This is a genomic window from Streptomyces sp. NPDC005574 (assembly GCF_040605435.1).
Lineage (GTDB): Bacteria > Actinomycetota > Actinomycetes > Streptomycetales > Streptomycetaceae > Streptomyces.
Genome location: NZ_JBEXCW010000004.1, coordinates 199,552 through 214,386 on the forward strand (window position 1 = coordinate 199,552; position 14,835 = coordinate 214,386).

14 protein-coding genes are annotated in these 14,835 nt (G+C 72.9%); 4 read left to right on the plus strand and 10 right to left on the minus strand.

Translation table 11 applies throughout. From position 1 onward, the window contains the following. Positions 1-4: 4 nt before the first annotated feature. Positions 5-1,744, minus strand: a complete 1,740-nt coding sequence (locus ABZT03_RS05030; RefSeq protein ID WP_356033598.1) for a serine/threonine-protein kinase — start codon at positions 1,742-1,744, stop codon at positions 5-7. Between the two features lie 217 nt (positions 1,745-1,961). Continuing rightward, a complete protein-coding gene (locus tag ABZT03_RS05035; RefSeq protein WP_356033601.1) occupies positions 1,962-2,810 on the minus strand; it encodes a menaquinone biosynthesis protein in 849 nt (282 codons plus the stop codon). 450 nt (positions 2,811-3,260) lie between these two features. Between ABZT03_RS05035 and ABZT03_RS05040 the strand changes: the two genes are divergently transcribed. Together ABZT03_RS05040 and ABZT03_RS05045 are read left to right on the plus strand one after the other, a co-directional pair. Next, on the plus strand, positions 3,261-3,464 hold the full coding sequence (locus ABZT03_RS05040) for a cold-shock protein (RefSeq protein ID WP_003992177.1): 204 nt from the start codon (positions 3,261-3,263) through the stop codon (positions 3,462-3,464). A gap of 163 nt (positions 3,465-3,627) precedes the next feature. Next, positions 3,628-4,278 carry a methyltransferase domain-containing protein gene (locus tag ABZT03_RS05045; protein WP_356033603.1) on the plus strand — a complete coding sequence of 217 codons (651 nt, stop codon included), beginning with the start codon at positions 3,628-3,630 and terminating at the stop codon, positions 4,276-4,278. Between the two features lie 6 nt (positions 4,279-4,284). Here the strand turns inward: ABZT03_RS05045 and kstD are convergent, their stop codons facing one another. Then, positions 4,285-6,042, minus strand: coding sequence for a 3-oxosteroid 1-dehydrogenase (kstD, locus tag ABZT03_RS05050; protein WP_356033606.1), 1,758 nt, complete (start codon positions 6,040-6,042; stop codon positions 4,285-4,287). 89 nt (positions 6,043-6,131) lie between these two features. Then, positions 6,132-8,060, minus strand: coding sequence for an AMP-dependent synthetase/ligase (locus ABZT03_RS05055; RefSeq protein ID WP_356033609.1), 1,929 nt, complete (start codon positions 8,058-8,060; stop codon positions 6,132-6,134). Positions 8,061-8,420: 360 nt separating this feature from the next. Between ABZT03_RS05055 and ABZT03_RS05060 the strand changes: the two genes are divergently transcribed. Together ABZT03_RS05060 and ABZT03_RS05065 are read left to right on the plus strand one after the other, a co-directional pair. After that, positions 8,421-9,716, plus strand: coding sequence for a 3-oxoacyl-ACP reductase (locus ABZT03_RS05060; RefSeq protein WP_356033612.1), 1,296 nt, complete (start codon positions 8,421-8,423; stop codon positions 9,714-9,716). Continuing rightward, positions 9,716-10,639, plus strand: a complete 924-nt coding sequence (locus ABZT03_RS05065; protein ID WP_356033614.1) for a MaoC/PaaZ C-terminal domain-containing protein — start codon at positions 9,716-9,718, stop codon at positions 10,637-10,639. Before ABZT03_RS05060 ends, ABZT03_RS05065 begins: the two co-directional genes overlap by 1 nt. Here the strand turns inward: ABZT03_RS05065 and ABZT03_RS05070 are convergent. From ABZT03_RS05070 to ABZT03_RS05095, 6 genes are all read right to left on the minus strand, one after another. Continuing rightward, positions 10,621-11,283, minus strand: a complete 663-nt coding sequence (locus ABZT03_RS05070; RefSeq protein ID WP_356033616.1) for a TetR/AcrR family transcriptional regulator — start codon at positions 11,281-11,283, stop codon at positions 10,621-10,623. The genes ABZT03_RS05065 and ABZT03_RS05070 overlap by 19 nt on opposite strands. A gap of 79 nt (positions 11,284-11,362) precedes the next feature. After that, positions 11,363-11,662, minus strand: coding sequence for a DUF4229 domain-containing protein (locus ABZT03_RS05075; RefSeq protein WP_356033619.1), 300 nt, complete (start codon positions 11,660-11,662; stop codon positions 11,363-11,365). Positions 11,663-11,772: 110 nt separating this feature from the next. Next, entirely contained in the window at positions 11,773-12,297 is a 525-nt protein-coding gene (locus ABZT03_RS05080; protein ID WP_356033622.1) for a GNAT family N-acetyltransferase, read from the minus strand. Between the two features lie 60 nt (positions 12,298-12,357). Then, complete coding sequence (mqnE, locus tag ABZT03_RS05085; protein WP_356033624.1) at positions 12,358-13,521, minus strand: aminofutalosine synthase MqnE; 1,164 nt, start codon at positions 13,519-13,521, stop codon at positions 12,358-12,360. A gap of 58 nt (positions 13,522-13,579) precedes the next feature. Then, positions 13,580-14,035: an Lrp/AsnC family transcriptional regulator gene (locus ABZT03_RS05090; protein WP_356033627.1), complete on the minus strand. Its 456-nt coding sequence runs from the start codon at positions 14,033-14,035 to the stop codon at positions 13,580-13,582. Positions 14,036-14,107: 72 nt separating this feature from the next. Then, complete coding sequence (locus tag ABZT03_RS05095; RefSeq protein WP_356033630.1) at positions 14,108-14,779, minus strand: UbiX family flavin prenyltransferase; 672 nt, start codon at positions 14,777-14,779, stop codon at positions 14,108-14,110. Positions 14,780-14,835 lie beyond the last annotated feature (56 nt).

Here is a 14,835-nt window from a genome sequence, read left to right on the forward strand (position 1 = left end):
TCCCCTACCCGACCTTCGACATCCGCGCCACCGGCCGCCCCTCCGCCTCGCTCTGCGAGCTGTACTTCAGGTCGTCGCCGGCCGGGGTGAGGCGGACCGTGTGGGCGGTCGGGTTGCAGCCGTCGTGGTTGTTCCTGGCGCCGACCGAGTCCGCGACGAGCTGCGTCTTCGTCACCTGCTTCAGGGTCAGGACGTCCTCGCAGACCCCGCCCAGGATGTCGGTCTGGCGCAGCCGGCCGAGTTCGCCGCCCACGGCCGCCGGGCGCACGGTGAGGCGGAAGGTGCCCATGGGGACCGTGCCGTCGAGGCCGCTGCCCTCGCCCTCCCAGGTGCCGAGGTAGCGGGCCGGGACCGCGGAGGGCTGGTCCGCCGCGGTGCTGGACCGGCCGGCGGACGGCGCCGGGGTGCCGGCGGCGGTGTGGCCGCCGTCGGAGCCGCTCGCGCTGTCGTGTCCGTCCTTCGGCAGCAGGTCGAAGAGGAACACCGATCCGACGGTCACCGCCGCCAGCGCGCCCGCGACCGCGAGGGCGACCGTGCAGCTCAGTCTCCGGCCCCGGCCGCCCTCGCCCGCGCCCGTCGACGCCGCCACGCTGACGGTGAGTCGGCCGGGCCGGGACCCCTCGTCCCGGGGGGCGTCACGCGGTTCGGGCAGGGACGGCGCGGGCGGCCCGACCGGCATGACGGGCGCCGGCCCGAACTGCCCCACGACCATCCCCCGGCCGCTGTCCTCCCCGTTCGCCGGCCCTGCGGCCGCCCCCCGCCCCGCCTCCCCGCCCGGCAGCGCGAGTCCGCCCACGGAGGGACTGCTGAAGCCCACCGGGCCCGACGGGACCTCGTGGACCGCCCCCGCGGCCTCCAGGTTCAGCAGGTGTACGGCTCCGCGGCTGACCTGTTCGACCAGCGGGCCCGGCAGCCAGCCGCCGGCGACCAGCCGGGCGGCGCCGTCCGGGGCGAGCCGCCGGGCCACCTCGGCCGGGGCCGGGCGTGCCCCCGGGTCCTTGGCCAGGCACGCCTCCACCAGGTCCCGCAGGTCTCCGCCCAGGGAGCCGAGCAGGGGCTCCTCGTGGACGACGCGGTAGAGCAGGGCGGCGGAGGAGTCGCCGGGGAAGGGGGACTCGCCGGTCGCCGCGTACGCCAGGACCGCGCCGAACGAGAAGACGTCGGCCGCGCCGGTCGCGCCCTTGCCGAGGATCTGCTCGGGTGCCATGTAGCCCGGGGAGCCGACGGAGACGCCGGTGGAGGTGAGGGACGCGGTGCCGTCCGTCGCGCGGGCGATCCCGAAGTCGATCAGCAGGGGGCCGTCGAGGGTCAGCAGCACGTTGGACGGTTTGACGTCCCGGTGCACCAGGCCCAGTTCGTGGACCGCGGCCAGCGCCTCCGCGAGGCCGGCGCCCAGCGCCCGTACCGTGGCCGCGGGCAGCGGGCCGCCGTCGGCGATCGCCGCGGTGAGGGAGGGTCCGGCCGCGTAGGCCGTGGCGACCCAGGGGATCGGCGCTTCCGGGTCCGCGTCCAGGACGGGCGCCGTCCAGGCGCCGCCGACCCGCCGGGCGGCCTCGACCTCGCGCCGGAAGCGGGCGCGGAACTCCTCGTCGAGCGCCAGGTGCGGGTGCACGATCTTGACGGCGACCGTGCGGCCGCCGGCGCTGCGGCCCAGGTAGACCCGGCCCATCCCGCCGGAGCCGAGCCGGCCGAGCAGCCGGTAGGACCCCATGACGGTGGGCTCGTCGGCTCCGAGCGGCTGCATGGGCGTCACCTTTCCCCCGTACGCCTGCACTGCCCAGCAGCGTAGTGCCGCGAACCCCTACCCCTCACGGCTCCGGCCGACCGGATTCCCGTCGACCCCCTCGGCCCTCGCCGCTCACGGCTCCGGCCGACCGGATTCCCGTCGACCCCCTCGGCCCTCGCCGCTCACGGCTCCGGCGGACCGGATCCCCACCGGCCGCCCCGGCGCCTCCCGTCGCTCACGGCTCCAGCAGGTCCACCTTCACGTCCGCCGGGAAGCCCGTCGTCGGGCCGACGCGGCGGGCGAACTCGGTGACGGCGGCCAGTTGCGGGGCGCCGAAGCGGAAGTCGAGGGTGGTGAAGTAGCGCTCCAGGATCTCCTCGTCGAACGCCTCCCAGCGGGCCGCCTGCTCGGCGACCTTGCCGACCTCCTCCAGGGAGAGGTTGCGGGAGGCGAGGAAGGCCTCGTGGACCTTGCGGGTGATGACCGGCTCCCGCTCCAGGTAGTCGCGGCGGGCGGCCCAGACCGCGAAGACGAACGGCAGCCCGGTCCACTCCTTCCACAGCGCGCCGAGGTCGTGCACGGCGAGGCCGTAGCGCGGGCCGTCCAGCAGGTTCGCCCGCAGCGCCGCGTCGCCGATGAGGACCGCCGCCTCCGCCTCCTGCATCATCAGGCTGAGGTCGGGCGGGCAGGTGTAGTAGTCGGGCTGGACGCCGTAGCGGTCGGCGAGCAGCAGCTGCGCGAGCCGGACCGAGGTGCGCGAGGTGGAGCCGAGGGCGACCCGGGCCCCGTCCAGCTCGTCCAGCGGGACCTGCGAGACGATCACGCAGGACATCACCGGGCCGTCGCAGCCGACCGCGATGTCGGGGAAGGCGACCAGGTCGTCCGCGTTCTTGAGGAACTCGACGAGGGTGATGGGCCCGATGTCGAGGTCTCCCTGCACCAGCTTCTCGCTGAGCTTCTCCGGGGTGTCCTTGGTGAGCTCGAAGTCGAGGAGCGTGCCCGTTCTCGCGAGCCCCCAGTACAGGGGCAGGCAGTTCAGGAACTGGATGTGGCCGACGCGCGGCCGGGTGCGAGAATTGTCCACATCGCGAGGCTAGACCCTATGCGGTACGGTGCAGGCACCAGGGGTGCGCGGACGGCGCGTGAGTGTCGTCGCGGTGACGCCCCGTCGTCCGGGTCGGTGTTTCCCCCGGACCGCGCTGGATGACGTGACCGACGGGCCTCGTGCCTGTGTCGCGACCGCTTGTCGACCGACGCCGTATCGGCAGGTGCCCTACTTCAGGACCGCCCCGTCAAGCCCGTTCCGGGGTGCGTTCAAACGTCCGAGTGACGTGATCTTGACCTCTGTTGCTTTCGGCTGCCCTCATGCTAGGCTCGCCGCAAGTTGCAGTTTGGTTTCCCTTGCAGTACAGAGCCTGCGGAGCATGTGACCGCGGGCTCTCGTCGTATTCAGACGTATGCAGTTGTGCGGCATTTTGTTTTCACACTTGCAGGGTTCTGGAGCAGGGCAACCCTTTGGGCCCAAGGAGGGCTTATGGCTACCGGAACCGTGAAGTGGTTCAACGCCGAAAAGGGCTTTGGCTTCATCGCCCAAGAAGGCGGCGGCCCCGACGTCTTCGTTCACTACTCGGCGATCAACGCGAGCGGCTTCCGCTCGCTGGAGGAGAACCAGCAGGTCTCCTTCGACGTCACCCAGGGTCCCAAGGGCCCGCAGGCGGAGAACGTCACCCCCGTCTGAGTTCTTCGGTCTCGGAGCCTGGTGCTTTGATCCGGAACAGATAGCAGTACCCAAGGAGCCCCGTGCCGCAAGGCAGCGGGGCTCCTGCCTTTCCCGGGGCCGGCCCGCGGGACCCGTCGCCTTCCCGGTCCGTTGTCAGTGCCGCGGTGTACGGTCCGCGGCCATGACCGATCCCGACTTCCTCACCGCCACCCGCACCTTCTACGACACCGTGGCCGACGACTACGCCGACCGGTTCACCGAAGAGCTCACCGCCAGACCGGTGGAGCGCGCCGTGCTCGCCGTGTTCGCGGAACTGGTGGGCGCCGGCGGCGCGGTGGCCGACGTCGGGTGCGGGCCCGGCCGGACCACCGGGCGGCTCGCCTCGATGGGGCTGTCCGTGCGCGGGCTCGACCTGTCGGAGTCGATGCTGGCGATCGCCCGCCGGGAGAACCCCGGGCTGCTCTTCGAGCAGGGCTCGATGCTGGACCTCGACCTCCCCGACGGCGCCCTCGACGGGGTGTCCTGCTGGTACTCCTCGATCCACACCCCCGAGGACCGGCTGCCCGGACTGTTCGCCGGCTTCCACCGTGTCCTGGCCCCCGGCGGGCACCTGCTGGTCGCCTTCCAGGTGGGGGACGAGCCGCGCCGCCACGACCGGCCGTGGGGGCACCCGGTGACGCTGGACTTCCTGCGGCGGCGGCCGGAGCGGGTCGCCGGGCTGCTGGAGGCGGCCGGCTTCGCGCCCCACTCCAGCACGGTGCGGGAGCCCGATCCGGACCTCGGGGAGTCGACCCCGCAGGCGTTCCTGATCGTCCGCAGGCCCGCCGGATAGGCCCGGTCACAGCACCCCGGCGAGGTCCCGGGCCGCGATGTACCCGAACGTCATCGCGGGGCCGATCGTCGAGCCCGCGCCGGCGTAGCTGTGGCCCATGACGGCGGCGCTGGCGTTCCCGGCGGCGTACAGGCCCGGGATCGTCGTACCGTCCGGCCGCAGCACGCGGGCGCGGGCGTCGGTGCGCAGGCCGCCCTTGGTGCCGAGGTCGCCGGGCACGATCCGGAAGGCGTGGTACGGGGGCAGCCACAGCGGGGCGAGACAGGAGTCGGGGAGGACGGCGGGGTCGGTGTAGTAGTGGTCGTAGGCGCTGTCCCCGCGGTGGAAGTCGGGGTCCTCGCCCGTGCGGGCGAGGGAGTTGAAGCGGTCGACGGTGGTGCGCAGGGCGGTGGCGGGCACGCCGATGGAGCCGGCGAGGGCGTCCAGGGTCCAGGCCTTCGCGGCGGCGCCGGAGGTGTACCAGGCGTCGGGGAGGGGGAAGGTCGGGGCGATGTCGCGGAAGAGGTACCGGTTGCGGTAGTTCTGGTCGACGATCAGCCAGGCCGGGATGTCGGGGGCGGTGGGGTTGCGCTCGTACATGGTGTGCACGACGTCGCTGTAGGGGGCGGCCTCGTTGACGAAGCGGGCGCCGGCCTGGTTGACCAGGAGGCCGCCGGGCAGGGTGCGTTCGGCGAGGCAGAAGTAGGGGTCGCCGGGGAGCGGGATGGCCGGGCCCCACCAGGCGTCGTCCATGAGGGCGAGTGCGGCGCCGAGGCGCTGTCCGGCGCGGATGCCGTCGCCGGTGTTCTCCTTCGCGCCGACGGTCCAGTCCGTGCCGATGGGCTGCCGCTGGTACTGGGCGCGCATGGCCGCGTTGTGCTCGAAGCCGCCCGATCCGACGACGACTCCGCGCCGGGCCCGGACGAGTCCCGGGGTGCCGTCGCGGGTGACTACGGCCCCGGTGACGGTGCCGCCCTCGGTGTACAGGTCGGTGAGCGGGGTGTCGAGCCACACCGGTACGCCGGCGGAGGTCAGGCCGGCGCGCAGTCCGGCGGCGAGGGACTGGCCCATGGTGAGGGGCTTCTGCCCGAGCAGGGCGGCCTTCGTGCCGCGGGCGAGGCACTCGGTGGCGACGGCGGCGCCTCTGACGCTCACCGCGGACAGGGCGAGCCACTTGTAGTCGGCGCTGAAGACGACCATGCCGGCCGGGACCTTGAGGTACGGCGGGTTGAGGCGGGCGAGTTCGGCGCCCAGGACGTTGCCGTCGAGCTGGTCGGGTTCGAGGGAGCGGCCGCCGGGCAGGCCGCCGGGGAGCTCGGGGTAGTAGTCGCTGTAGCCCTCCATCCAGCGGAACCGGAGGGGGCTGTTGGCCATGACGAAGGAGATCATGGCGGGGCCGTGGGCGAGGAACGCCCGCTGCCGGTCGGCGGGCACGTCGGCGCCGACGACGGCGGCGAGGTAGGCGGCCGCCTTCGCGGGGGTGTCCGGTACGCCGGCGGCCAGGATGACGGGGTTGTTCGGTATCCAGATCCCGGCGCCCGAGCGGGCGGCGGACCCGCCGAAGGTGCCGGCCTTCTCCACGACCACGCAGCTCAGGCCCTGCCGGGCGGCGGTCAGCGCGGCGGTCATCCCGGCGGCGCCGGAGCCGATGACGACGACGTCGTAGGTGCCGAGCGGCGGCAGGTCGGCGGCGCGGGCCGACGGGTGGGTCCCGGCGGCCACCGCGAGCCCGGTGACGCCGGCACCCGCCAACACGCGTCTTCGAGACGGCAGTTCAGAGGTCATGACCGCTCCAGCCCGACGGGGACGTGCGAGGGCTGGGAATGTCGCGCGGGGGTCTTGGGAAGTCAAGGGCCGTGCGGGCCCGGGGGCGGCTACTTCGCGTACAGGGCCTCCACCTCCTGCTCGAAGTCCCGCAGGACGAACTCCCGTCGCAGCTTCATGGACGGGGTGAGGTGTCCGGCCTCCTCGGTGAAGTCGACGGGCAGGACGGCGAAGCGGCGGATCGACTCGGGTCGGGAGACCAGCTTGTTGGCCTCGTCCACCGCGCGTTGCAGGATCTCGTGCAACTCCTGGTCGTCGAGGAGGAGTTCGGCCGGGACCGGGTGCTTGCCGTTCATCTGGCGCCAGTGGGTGATGCCGTCCCGGTCGAGGGTGATGAGCGCCGACACGTAGGGGCGGGCGTCGCCCAGGACGATGCACTGGGAGATCAGCGGGTGGGAGCGCAGCCAGTTCTCCAGCGGGGCCGGGGCCACGCTCTTGCCGCCCGCGGTGATCAGCATCTCCTTCTTGCGGCCGGTGATGGTCAGATAGCCCTCGTCGTCCAGGCTGCCGATGTCCCCGGTGGCGAGCCAGCCGTCGGGTGCGGCCGGGACCACTCCGCCCGCCGCCGGGTCCCAGTAGCCGCGCAGCACCTGTTCGCCGGCGATCAGGATCTCGCCGTCCGCGGCTATCCGGATGCGGGTGCCGGGCAGCGGCCAGCCCACGGTGCCGAGCCGGGGTTTGAGCGGGGGTGTCACCGTGGCCGCGCCGGTCGTCTCGGTGAGGCCGTAGCCCTCGTAGACCTCGATGCCCGCGCCGGCGTAGAAGGCGGCGAGGCGGCCGCCGAGTGGGGAGCCGCCGCAGATCGCGTGCCGTACGCGGCCGCCCATGGCGTTGCGGATACGGCGGTAGACCAGCGGGTCGTAGCAGGCGCGGGCGGCGCGCAGGGTCCGGGAGGGGCCGCTGCCGGTGCCGGTCTGTTTGGCCTCCAGGGCCTCGCCGTAGCGTCTCGCGACGGAGGCCGCGCGGTCGAAGGACGACAGCCGGCCGGCCGCCTCGGCCTTGGCGCGGGCGGTGTTGAAGACCTTCTCCAGCATGTAGGGGATGGCCAGGAGGCAGGTCGGGCGGAAGCTCGCCAGGTCGGGCAGGAGGTGTTCGGCCTTGAGGCTGGGTGCGTGGCCGAGCCGTACCCGGGCGCGGACGCAGGCGATGGCGACCATGCGGCCGAAGACGTGGGACATCGGCAGGAAGAGCAGGACCGACTCCTCGTCGCCCGCCCGGGACTTGAAGATCGGGTAGAGCAGTTCGACGGCGTTGTCGACCTCGGCGAAGAAGTTGCCGTGGGTGAGCACGCAGCCCTTGGGGCGGCCGGTGGTGCCGGAGGTGTAGATGAGGGTGGCGAGGGTGTCGGGCCCGAGCATGCCCCGCCGGACGGCTACCTCCTGGTCGGGGACGGGCCGGCCGAGTTCCGCGAGCCGCTCCACGTGGTCCTTCTCCATGATCCACATGTGGCGCAGGTCGGGGAGCCGGTCGAGTTCGGGGCCGAGGGCCGCCGCCTGGGCCGCGCTCTCGGTGACCAGGGCCACCGCTCCGGAGTCCTGGAGGATCCAGCGGACCTGGAAGACGGAGGAGGTGGGGTAGACGGGGACGGTCACGAGGCCGGCCGCCCAGGCGGCGAAGTCCAGCAGCGTCCACTCGTAGGTGGTGCGGGCCATGATGGCGATCCGGTCGCCCGGCATCAGCCCCTCGGAGATCAGGCCCTTCGCCAACGCGAGTACCTGGTCGGCGAACTGAGTGGCCGTCACGTCGTTCCAGGTGCCGTCCTGGTCCCTGCGGCTGAGGACCACCGTGTCCGGTACGGCGGCCGCGTTGTCGAAGGGCAGCTCCGCGAGCGAGCCGTGGCTGACGGGTGGGGCGAACGGCGGCACGTACGCCTCGCGGACGGCTCCGTCCAGTCGCCGGGTCTCCGGTTGCACGAGCACGGGACCGGGAGCGTCGTCGAAGGCGGCCGAGGCGGCGAACGAGGGAAGCGGGGTGGACACGGGCGGCTCCTGTGGCGTGCAGCGACGAACTGCTCTGCTGCAAGACGTACGTACCTCGCACACCGAGGCGTTCACCGACAGAACCCGCAGAATCGGGGTTACCGCCGGTTAGGAGGGGATCGTACGGGGTTCGCGTGTGGAGCCTGTGCGGTTTCCGGGGGGTTCCGGGGCCAGGGCTGTGCAGCCTCGAGGGTCCAGCGCGCTCTCCCGCGCGAACCGCCAACTCCCCTGTTCCACCTGGGCTTTCCCGCTTCCCGAAGGTGAGCGGGACTCACGTCCGGGGCGCTCCCGTCGACCCCCTTACCTCCGGTAACCTTACTCCGGAGTCAGTTTTCTCGTCACCGTTTCGGGGAGTTGGACATGGCCGACCGCTATCTGCGCCTCACCACCACCGCGCCCGGCCGCCTCCTCACCCGCCGGCTCGGCCTGCCCCAGCCGGCCGCGCTCCGGCGCCGGACCCCCCGGGAACCCGACCTGCCCGGCGAACTGCTGCACCTCACCGCCGGCCCGTCCCGCCTCGAACTCGCCCCCACGGGGCTGAAGTTCACCGGCGCCTCGGACCGGCCCGGCGCCGTCGTGCTGGACGCGACGGCCGTACGGGACGTCGGGACGCTCGCCGAGGTGCACGCGGCCCTGCACCCGGTGGTGCGGTCGGTCGCCACCAGTGGCCGGGTGCTCGTGCTGGGGGCGCCCCTCGACCCCGCCGACCACCACCAGGCCGCCGCACAGCAGGCGTTGGAGGGATTCGTCCGCTCCCTGGGCAAGGAGATCGGGCGGGGCCGGACGGTGAACCTCGTGCGCCTGACCGACCCGGCCGCCGCCGCCTCGACCCTCCGCTTCCTGCTCTCCCCCGGGTCGGCCTACGTCAGCGGCCAGGTCATCGAGGTCGGCGCGGGAGACCCCACGCTCCCGGCCGACCGGGACCTCCCGCTCGCCGGCCGCACCGCCCTGGTCACCGGCGCCGCGCGCGGGATCGGCGAGGCCGTCGCCGAGACGCTGGCGAGGGACGGCGCCCAGGTCGTCGTACTCGACACACCGGCGGCGGGGCAGGACGCGGAACGGGTCGCCGCGCGGCTCGGCGGCACCGCCCTCACCCTCGACGTCACGGCCGCCGACGCGGGCGAGCGGATCGCGGCCGCGCTGCCCGGCGGTCTGGACGTCCTGGTCCACAACGCGGGCGTCACCCGTGACCGGAAGCTCGTCAACATGCCGGCGGACCGGTGGAGTCCGGTGCTGGAGGTGAACCTGGCGAGCGTGCTGCGCACCACCGACGCGCTGCTCTCGGGCGGCACGCTGCGGCCCGGCGGGCGGATCGTGGCGACCGCCTCCATCGCGGGGATCGCGGGCAACGCCGGCCAGACCAACTACGCCGCGAGCAAGGCGGGGGTGATCGGCCTGGTCCGGAGCCTCGCGCCGCGCGCCCTCGCCGCTCACGGCGTGACGGTCAACGCGGTCGCGCCCGGGTTCATCGAGACGCGGATGACGGCCGCCGTCCCCTTCCTCATCCGTGAGGCGGGCCGCCGGATGAACTCCCTGGCGCAGGGCGGACTGCCCGCCGACGTCGCCGAGACCACCGCGTGGCTCGCCCATCCGGCCTCCGGCGCGGTCAACGGCCAGGTCGTGCGGGTCTGCGGCCAGAGCCTGCTGGGGGCGTAGTGCTCACGACGCTGACCGGTTCCCCGGCCCTCGGCCCCCTGCTCGCACGCGGCGCACTGCTCTCCCCGTTCAAGCGGCCCCGCGCGGACGCGGACGTCCCGCGCACGCGGCTGGAACTGCCCGGTGTACGGGTGGACCCGACGCGGCTGGCCGCCTACGAGCGGGTGTGCGGGTTCGCGACCGGCGACGACTCGCTGCCGCTGACGTATCCGCATGTGCTGGGCTTCCCGCTGGCGATGCGCCTGATGAGCGCGCGGGCCTTCCCGCTGCCGCTGCTCGGGCTCGTCCACACGTCGGTCGAGATCACCCGCGGCGCGGTGCTGGCGGCCACCGGTGAGTACGAACTCGCCGTGCACGTCGACGGGTTGGCGCCGCACCGGCGGGGCACGGAGGCCGGTGTGGTCACCGAGGTGCGGTCGGCGGGGAGGGTGGTGTGGGAGTCCAGGAGCACCTATCTGGCCCGGCACCGCACCGGCGGCGCCGCGGCGGTGGTCCCCGCGCGGGGACCGGAACCGCCGGCCGCCCTCGCCGTACCGCTGCCCGGCCGTGTCCCGGTCGACGCGCCCGCCGCCGTAGCGCTGTCCGTCGTCCCCGACCCGCTGCCCGTCCTCGCCGAGTGGCGGCTCGGGGCGGACGTCGGGCGGCGCTACGGTGCCGCCTCCGGCGACCGCAACCCCATCCACCTGCACGCGCTCACCGCCCGCCCGTTCGGCTTCCCCGGGGCCGTCGCGCACGGGATGTGGACCGTGGCCCGCTGCCTGGCCGCGCACGGCACACCGGACGCGGTGCGGATGCGGGCATGGTTCCGGGCTCCGGTGGCGCTGCCGGGATCGGTGACGTACGCGGCGCGGGACGGGCGGTTCGAACTGCGGGGCGGCGACCGGGTGCACCTGACCGGCGAGGTCTATCCGCTGGCCTCGTGAGCGGTCTCGGGCGGTGACCAGGGCCGCCCCTCCATGAGGTTGCCCAGTCCCGCCCAGGCGAAGTTCATCAGGGTCGCCGCCGTCTGCCGGGCGGTGACCCCGGCGGTGGCGTTGGCCCAGGCGGCCAGCGACTCGGCGGCGCCGACCAGGGCCTCGGCGAGACCGGCGACCTCGGCCTCGGGCAGGTCGGGGTCGCGGTGCGCCTCGCGTGCCGCGACGACGATCAGCTGCGTCACGAACGCGACGATCTCCTCGCGCATCGCGGCCACCTCGGCGGCGAACGGCTCGCCGTGGGTACGGGCCTGGAGGTGCAGCACCGACCAGGCGTCCGGGTGCTGCGCGGTGTGCGTGAAGAACGCCCGCAGTCCGTCCCAGAGTTGGCGGTCGGCGGGCAGGTCGGTGCGCACGCCGGCCCGGACGGCCGCGGTGAGGGCCTTCGCCTCGCGGCGGATGCAGGCCGTGAAGAGGTCTTCCTTCGAGTTCAGGTACAGGTAGACCAGCGGCTTGGACACGCCCGCCAGTTCGGCGATCTCGTCCATCGAGGCGGCCATGTACCCGCGCTGCCCGAACGTCCGCACGGCGGCATCGAGCATCTGCTGCTCACGAACGGCCCGCGGCATGCGTTTGGTCTTCACGGCACCCATGGGCCCAGGGTAGTTGGGCGCGGCCCGGAGCGAGGCGTCCGGAACCCGCCGGGTCCGTGCGTCGTCCTTCCGCCTCGTCTCAGGAGGCGTGGCCCTGGGCGGGGGCGGAGTCGTCGGCGCCGTCCTCCTGGCTGCGGTTGGCGTCCAGGTTGGCCTTGATGCGGTCGACCTTGGCCACGACCTGCATGGAGGCCCGGTCCCGCTCCTTGCGCAGCACCACGAAGCTGATCGGGGCGGAGACGACCAGGGCGAGCAGGACGATCCACATGTAGTTGGCGTCGCCGAGGCCGCGCGGTGCGATGCCCGAGTAGACGAGGCCCCAGACGACCACGAGGCAGCCCACGAAGACCCCGAGGCGCATCAGTGTGTAGCGGAACATCTCAATCCACTCTTCCGTTTCGAACAGTCCGGAACGTCCCGAAGGGCGCACCCTCCAGTGAAGCACGGCGGTGGCCCGATCCCGCAGGGGGGTGCGGGCGGGCGCGGCCGTCACGCCAGGGGCTGGAGCATGGTGACGTCGTCCCGGTCGTCACCGGGCGCGACGCGGATCGCGCCGGGGACCCGGCCGACCTCCTTGTAGCCGCAGGAGCCGTAGAAGCGCTCCAGGCCGAGTCCGCCGCGGCAGGTGAGCCGGATCGCCTCGACGCCGTCGAGGCGGCGGGCCGCGTCCGCGGCGGCGGCCAGCAGGTCCCGGCCGTACCCCCTGCCCTGGTGGCGGGGGTGGACCATCACCGTGTGGAGCCACACCCAGTGGGTCATCAGCCGGTGGGTGTTCACGCCGAAGAAGGCGGTGGCGGCGACCCGTCCGTCCTCGTCGTGGCCGGCGAGCAGCCGGACGCGCCCCTCCGCCATGCCCGCGAGGTGCCTGACCAGTTCCGGCCGGACGGCCTCGCGGGTCACGGGCGGTACGAAGCCGACGGCGCCGCCCGCGTTGGAGACATCGGTCCACAGGTCGAGGACGCCGTCGCGCAGGGCGGGGGTGACGGCGGGGTCGAGCGTGAAGGTAAGGGCCACGGAAGGATCGTAACCCTTACGACACGGAAGGGGCCGCCCGCCCCCGGGCGCCCCCGGGCCTCACACCCGCATGGCCTGCGGGGACTCGCGGCGGGCCGGGTCGGGGGCGTCGTACTCGCGGATGATCTCGTAGCGCGTGTTGCGCTCCACCGGCCGGAAGCCGGCGTCGCGGATCAGGTCGAGCAGGTCCTCGCGGGTCAGCTTGTTCGGCGTGCCGTAGTTGTCGGCGTCGTGCGTGATCTTGTACTCGACGACCGAGCCGTCCATGTCGTCGGCGCCGTGCTGGAGGGCCAGCTGCGCGGTCTGGACGCCGTGCATGACCCAGAAGACCTTGACGTGCGGCACGTTGTCGAACAGCAGCCGGGAGACCGCGAAGGTCTTCAGGGCCTCGGCGCCGGTCGCCATCTGGGTGCGGGCCTGGAGGCGGTTCCTGACCTTGCCGTCCTTCACGTCCACGAAGTCGTGCTGGTAGCGCAGCGGGATGAAGACCTGGAAGCCGCCGGTCTCGTCCTGGAGTTCACGCAGTCGCAGCACGTGGTCGACGCGGTGGCGGGGCTCCTCGATGTGGCCGTACAGCATGGTGCACGGCGTCTTGAGGCCCTTCTCGTGCGCCAGCCGGTGGATGCGCGACCAGTCCTCCCAGTGGGTGCGGTGGTCGACGATGTGCTGCCGGACCTCCCAGTCGAAGATCTCCGCGCCGCCGCCGGTGAGGGACTCCAGGCCGGCGTCGATCAGCTCGTCGAGGATCTCGGAGGCGGACAGCCCGGAGATCGTCTCGAAGTGGTGGATCTCCGTGGCCGTGAACGCCTTCAGCGAGACGTCCGGCAGGGCCTTCTTCAGCTCGCTCAGGGACCGCGGGTAGTACCGCCACGGCAGGTTGGGGTGCAGCCCGTTGACGATGTGCAGCTCGGTGAGGTTCTCGCCCTCCATCGCCTTGGCGAGGCGGACGGCCTCCTCGATGCGCATCGTGTACGCGTCCTTCTCGCCCGGCTTGCGCTGGAAGGAGCAGTAGGCGCAGGAGGCGGTGCACACGTTCGTCATGTTGAGGTGACGGTTGACGTTGAAGTGCACGACGTCGCCGTTCAGCCGCGTCCGCACCTCGTGCGCGAGTCCGCCCAGCCAGGCCAGGTCGTCCGACGCGTACAGCGCGATGCCGTCCTCGCGGGTCAGCCGCTCACCGGAACGGACCTTCTCCTCCAGCTCGCGCTTGAGCCCGACGTCCATGCCCTACCTCTTCCTGCTCTTGTGTGAGACAGACTCCGCCAACCGTACGCCCACGCCGCTACACCTCTTCCGGCAGCTCCCCGACCCGGTTCTCCCACTTCGTGGACAGCACGATGGTCGTACGGGTCCGGGAGACGCCCTTGGTGCCGGACAGCCGCCGGATGATCCTCTCCAGACCGTCGACGTCGGTGGCCCGCACCTTGAGCATGAACGAGTCGTCACCCGCGATGAACCAGCAGTCCTCGATCTCGGTGAGGTCCTTCATCCGCTGGGCCACGTCCTCGTGGTCGGCGGCGTCGGAGAGCGAGATGCCGATCAGGGCGATGACGCCGAGGCCCAGGGAGGCGGCGTCGACGGTGGCGCGGTAGCCGGTGATGACGCCGGCCGCCTCCAGCCGGTTGATGCGGTCGGTGACACTGGGTCCCGACAGTCCGACGAGGCGCCCCAGCTCCGCGTACGAGGCCCGGCCGTTCTCTCTCAGGGCCTGGATGAGCTGCCTGTCCACCGCGTCCATGCGATCGAAGCCTTCCGCTGAAGAGACTGAAGAGAAGTGTCTGAGTTGGTGCGGGTCGGTGGCGCGGGCCGCTCACTCGGGCCGGGAGCCGCCCAGTTCGCCCTTCCAGCGCCGGTACAGCCGGTGCCGGACGCCCGCCGCGTCGAGCACCCGGCCGGCGACGAAGTCCACCAGGTCCTGGATGTGGGTCGCGCCCGCGTAGAAGCCGGGCGAGGCCGGTACGACGCTCGCGCCGGCGTCGTCCAGGGTGACCAGGTGCCGCAGGGTCTGGCCGTTCAAGGGGGTCTCCCGTACGGCCACGACCAGCGGGCGGCGCTCCTTCAGGACCACGCTCGCGGCCCGTTGCAGCAGGTCCTTGGAGAGGCCGAGGGCGACTCCGGCGACGCAGGCCGTCGACGCGGGCACGATCAGCATGCCCTTCGAGGGGTACGACCCCGAGGACGGTCCCGCCGCCAGGTCGCCGGCCCCCCAGTGCCATACGCTGGTGAGGTCCACGTCGAAGGTGTCGGGCTTGCCGTCGGCGCCCCTGGACAGCCATTCCCGCAGGTCGTCCCGCCAGTGCGCGTCCCGGAACGAGATGCCGGTCTCGTCGAGCAGGGTGAGCCGCGAGGCCCGGGACACCACCAGGTCGACGCTCTCACCGGCGTCCAGCAGGGCGCGCAGCACGGCCGCCGCGTACGGCGTACCGGACGCTCCCGACACCCCCACGATCCAAGGCGCGCGCTGCGTTTCTCCTGCGTTCACACCTTGAGCGTACCGGCGGACGGAAGGGACCTCAGGACCGGCCGGGCCCCACCGTC